The following is a 5,396-nucleotide window of genomic DNA, read 5'->3' as shown; positions in this document are numbered from 1 at the left end:
ACCCCCGCCGCCGGTGCAGACCCGCCCGTCGCTGCCGCCGCGCGCGTTGCAGGGGCGCGTCAGCGAGCTGATCCGCGCCTTCCCCGGAAAGGCGGGGGCGGTGATCCGCTCGGTCGACGAAGGCTGGGTGGTGGGGCAGGGCGGCGACCTGTCGCTGCCGCAGCAGAGTGTCAGCAAATTGTGGGTCGCGATGACGGTGCTGGCGCAGCGCGACGCCGGGCGGCTGAAGCTGGACGAGCCGGTGCTGGTCACGCGCGACGACCTGACCCTGTTCCACCAGCCGATCGCCGCGCTGGTGAAGGGTGAGGGGTATCGCACCACGTTGTCCGGGCTGCTGACGCGCGCCCTGACGCAGAGCGACAATACCGCCAACGATCGGCTGCTGACCTATGTCGGCGGCCCGGCGGCGGTGCGGCGTTTCCTGGCGTCGAAGGAACTGACCGGCATCCGCTTCGGACCCGGTGAACGCCTGCTGCAAAGCGGCACCGCCGGGCTGACGTGGAAACAGTCGATGGCGCTGGGCCGCGGGTTCGAGGCGGCACGCGCCCGGCTGGCGCCGGCGGTGCGGCAGGCGGCGATGCAGCGCTATATCGACAATCCGCCCGACGGGGCGTCGCCCAACGGCATCACCGCCGCGCTGGCGCGGCTGGCGCGCGGCGAGTTGCTGACCGAAACCTCGACGCGCATCCTGCTCGACACGATGGCCGCCTCGCGCACCGGACATGCCCGGCTGCGCGCGGCGACGCCCGCCGGGTGGCAGCTGGCGCACAAGACCGGGACGGGGCAGGAACTGGGTCGCCGCAACGCCGGGTTCAACGACGTCGGGCTGCTGACCGCGCCCGATGGCCGGCGCTATGCCATCGCGGTGATGATCGGCGACACGACCGCGCCGATGCGCGACCGGCAGAAACTGATCCAGGACGTGTGCGCCGCGCTGACCGGCGCGCAGCCGCGGCGCGGGGCGGCGGAGGTGGACGAAAGCGTCGAATAGCTTGGCGGTTTCGCCCGCGCGCGAATCGCTTTAGGGCAGGGCCATGCCGCACCTCTACCTCGTCGACGGATCGGGCTACATCTTCCGTGCCTATCACCGTCTGCCCCCCCTCACCAACAAGCATGGCGAGCCGGTCGGCGCGGTCTATGGCTATACCGCGATGCTGTGGAAACTGGCCGACCAGCTCCACAAGGCGGATGGCCCGACGCACATGGCGGTGGTGCTCGACAAGTCGAGCAAGACGTTCCGCAACGATTTGTACGACCAGTACAAGGCGCATCGCCCGCCCCCGCCGGAGGATCTGGTCCCGCAATTCCCGATGATCCGCGATGCCACCCGCGCCTTCTCACTGCCGTGCATCGAGACCGAGGGGCTCGAGGCGGACGACATCATCGCCTGCTACACCCAGGCCGCGCTGGCGGAAGGGTGGCAGGTGACGATCGTCAGCTCCGACAAGGATCTGATGCAGCTGATGACCGATCCCTCGGTCGACATGCTCGACACGATGAACAACCGCACGCTCGGCCCCGATTATGTGGTCGAGAAGTTCGGCGTCGGCCCGGAGAAGCTGGGCGACGTGCTGGCGCTGATGGGGGACAGCGTCGACAACGTCCCCGGTGTCCCGGGTGTCGGCCCCAAGACCGCCGCGAAGCTGATCGCCGAACATGGCGATCTGGAAGCGGTGCTCGCTGCCGCGCCGGACATGAAGAAGGGCAAGCTGCGCGACAATCTGATCGACCATGCCGACAATGCCCGGCTGTCGAAGGTGCTGGTGACGCTGAAATGCGACGCGCCGCTGCCGCAGCCGCTCGACGAACTGGCGCTGCAGGGGATTCCCGATGCGCCGCTGCGCGCCTTCCTGGAGCATCACGGGTTCCGCACCCTGCTGTCGCGGTTGGGCCAGGTCGCCGACGCGCCGGTCGCCGAGCCGGCCGGCGTGCCGCCTGAGCAGGACCCGCCGTGCAACCACGACGGCTACGAAACCGTGGTGGACGAAGGCGCGCTGGACCGCTGGATCGCGGTCGCGCGGCACCAGGGCTGGGTGGCGATCGATACCGAGACGACCGGCAAGGATCCGATGGCCGCCGAGCTGGTCGGCATCTCGCTCGCGCTCCACCCCAATCTGGCCTGTTACGTGCCGCTGGCGCATGGCGGCACCGACATGTTCGCCGAAAAGCCGGTGCAGCTCGACGCCGCGGTCGCGCTGGCGAAGCTGAAGCCGCTGCTGGAGGACGCCAGCGTCCTCAAGATCGGGCACAACCTCAAATACGATATGATCGTGCTGGCGCGCGCCTATGCCGCGAGCGGGGGCGTCGTGCTGGCGCCTTATGACGACACGATCGTGATGAGCTTCGCGCTCGACGCCGGGCTGCACGGCCATGGCATGGACGAACTCGCCGCGACGCATCTGTCGCACAGCTGCATCGCGTACAAGGATGTCGTCGGCACCGGCAAGAAGGCACTGGGTTTCCACGAAGTAGACCTGAAGGCCGCGACCCGCTACGCCGCGGAGGATGCCGACGTCACGCTGCGGCTGTGGCGGCGGTTCGGGCCGCGCCTGCCGGTGGAAAGCGCGACGCGCGTCTACCAGATGGTCGACCGCCCGCTGGTCGCGGTGGTCGCGCGGATGGAGCAGCGCGGGGTCAAGGTCGACCGCGAGCGGCTGGCACAGCTGTCCGGCGACTTTTCCGCGCAGATCGCGACGCTGGAGATGGTCGTCCACGACCTTGCCGGCGGGCCGTTCACGATCGGCAGCCCCAAGCAACTGGGCGACGTCCTGTTCGAGCGGATGGGGCTGAAGGGCGGGCGCAAGGGCAAGAGCGGGGTCTATTCCACCGACGTGACCGAGCTGGAGCGGCTGTCGGTCGACAAGGATTCTCCGGGCGCCGCGATTGCGACCAAGGTGCTGGAATGGCGCCAGCTGACCAAGCTGAAGAACACCTATACCGATGCGTTGCAGGAACAGATCAACCCCGCCACCGGGCGCGTCCACACCAGCTATTCGCTGACCGGCGCGCAGACCGGGCGACTGTCGTCGACCGACCCTAATCTTCAGAACATCCCGATCCGTACCGAGGTGGGGCGGCAGATCCGCGATGCCTTCGTCGCCGAACCGGGCAACGTCATCCTGGCGGCCGACTATTCGCAGATCGAGCTGCGGCTGGCCGCGCACATGGCCGACGTGCCGCAGCTGAAGGAAGCGTTCGCGCGGGGCGACGACATCCACAGCCTGACCGCGCAGGAATTGTTCGGCGAGGTGACGCGCGACACCCGCGCCAGCGCCAAGACGATCAACTTCGCGATCCTCTACGGCATCAGCCGCTGGGGGCTGGCGGGGCGGCTCGATATCTCGGCGGACGAGGCGCAGTCGATGATCGACCGCTATTTCGATCGCTTCCCCGGCATCAACCGCTACATCGCCGAAACGCTGACCCAGGTGCGCGAGCGCGGCTACACCACCACGCTGTTCGGGCGGAAGACGCATTTCCCGCGCATCCGCAGCAAGGTGCAGCACGAACGTCAGGGCGCCGAGCGCGCCGCGATCAACGCGCCGATCCAGGGCACCAGCGCCGACATCATCAAGCGCGCGATGCTGCGCATGGAACCGGCGCTGGCCGAGGCCGGGCTGGCCGACGTGCGGATGCTGCTCCAGGTCCATGACGAACTGGTGTTCGAATTGCCCGAGCGCGACGTGGATGCGGCGCGCGCGGTGATCGCGCGGGTGATGGCGGGCGCCGCCGAACCGGCGGTGGTGCTGGACGTGCCGCTGGGCGTGGAGATCGGCGTCGGGAAGAGCTGGGGAGAGGCGCATTGACCGCGCAGCTTGGCAGCGGGCTGCAGCCCGCTGACTCAAGCAAGCGCGGCCGGCGGGCACTGCCCGTCCGGACCCGTCCTGACCGCCTGCCTTGCAGGCAGTCGAAGGGCGGCTTTGCCGCGCCGCGCCCCACCCACAATGCCGTTCGCCTCGAGCAGCCGTCGAGCGAAGCCGAGACGGCGTGTCGAGAGGTGGCCCGGCGCCGCACCTTCTCGACGGACGGGTTCTCGACGGTGCTCGAACCCTGCTCGAAGCGAACGGTGGTGGGGCGCTGCTCGGCATGACCGCCACCGACCAGAGCGAGGATATCGCCGCGCTTGCCAAGGGGGGGCGCACCAACGTCGCGGGCTTCGTCCTGCGGCTGGGCGCGCGCATCCCGTTCCTGTTCATCGCGGGCCATATGTATGGCGCGGAACTGGTCGGGCGGTTCGCGATCGCGGTCGTCGTGGTCGAATTCGCGGCGCTGCTCGCCACGCTCGGGCTGAAGCGCGGGCTGGCGCAGGCGCTGTCCTCCACGCAGCGCCCGCACAATCACGTCGTCTTCGACGCGCTTGCGCTCGCCACGATTGCCAGCCTGCTCGCCAGCCTGGTGCTGTTCGCCTTTCCCGACGCGATGTACCCCAATTCGGCGATCGGCGGGCTGGACCGGTTCTTCCCGCTCATCATCCTGGCCCCGGCGCTGTCCGACGTCAGCCTCGCCGCGCTCGCCTATCGCCACGATGTGAAGGCCAGCGTCACCGCGCGCGCGGTGATCGAGCCGTGGACGCTGTCGATCTTCGCGTTCGTCTTCTCGTTCTTCACGCACAAGGACGGGCTGGTGCTGGCGTACGTTGCCAGCATGGTTGCCGCGCTGACAGCCAGTATCGTGCCGCTGATCCGCAGCTATGGCGTGCCGCACGGCTGGTCGCCGCATGTCGGGCAATTGTGGCAGATGACGCGCGCGAACACCCCGCTGGCAGGCGCCGACGCGCTGGAATGGGGCAGCCGCAACGTTGACCGGCTGATCCTGGGCACGTTGTTCCCGCCCAGCGTGGTCGGCATCTATTACATGGCGCAACAGGTCGCCAGCCTGCCGCAGAAGCTGAAGACCAGCTTCGACCCGATCCTGGGCCCGGTCGTGACGCAGAGCTTGGCGCGCGGCGATCTGGGGGCGATCGCGCGGCAGGTGCGGCAGGTGGCGTTCTGGATCATCGCCGCGCAACTGGCGCTGGCGATCACTGCCTCGATCCCGCGAGAGGGGGTGATGGCGACGATTGGCCCGCAGTTCGTCAGCGGCGCGGCGGCGATGGTGTTCCTGCTGTTCGCGGAAGTCTTCGCCTCGACCGGCGCGGTATCCGAATCGGCGCTGGTCTATATGGCGCGGCACCGCAACCTTCTGGTGTCGATGTCGATGCTGGCGTTGCAGATCGCGCTGTCGTTCGCGCTGATCCTGGCGCTGCGTGCGGCGGGCTATGGCGTGACGGTGCAGGCCGCGGGTGCGCCGGTCGCGCTGATGCTGGTGCTGCTGCTCACCTCGTTCATCAAGGCGTCGATGCTCGGCCGGCTGCTGGGCAGCAGCGTCTCGCCGATGCGCTGGCCGCTGGTCTGGGC

General features: G+C 68.9%; 4 protein-coding genes. All 4 read left to right on the top strand.

Translation table 11 applies throughout. The annotated features are described in order from the left end of the window. A partial coding sequence (locus AX685_RS10510) for a serine hydrolase (RefSeq protein WP_066488357.1) occupies nt 1-991 on the top strand: 991 nt, incomplete at its 5' end. A 43-nt stretch (nt 992-1,034) separates the two neighbouring features. After that, a complete protein-coding gene (gene polA, locus AX685_RS10505; protein WP_066488355.1) occupies nt 1,035-3,806 on the top strand; it encodes a DNA polymerase I in 2,772 nt (923 codons plus the stop codon). Then, complete coding sequence (locus AX685_RS21605) at nt 3,803-4,090, top strand: hypothetical protein (RefSeq protein ID WP_156445762.1); 288 nt, start codon at nt 3,803-3,805, stop codon at nt 4,088-4,090. Before polA ends, AX685_RS21605 begins: the two co-directional genes overlap by 4 nt. Further along, nucleotides 4,087-5,396, top strand: a 1,310-nt coding sequence (locus AX685_RS10500) for a lipopolysaccharide biosynthesis protein (RefSeq protein ID WP_066488349.1), incomplete at its 3' end; no start/stop codon positions are given. The genes AX685_RS21605 and AX685_RS10500, both read left to right, overlap by 4 nt.

The organism is Sphingomonas sp. CCH9-F2, assembly GCF_001556735.1.
Lineage (GTDB): Bacteria > Pseudomonadota > Alphaproteobacteria > Sphingomonadales > Sphingomonadaceae > Sphingomonas > Sphingomonas ginsenosidimutans.
Note: the sequence above shows the minus strand (reverse complement) of the source record. Positions and strands in the feature narration are given on the sequence as shown.

Coding starts and splice junctions, on each gene's coding strand:
- polA (WP_066488355.1), top strand. CDS start 1,035: ATGCCGCACCTCTACCTCGTCGACGGATCGGGCTACATCTTCCGTGCC.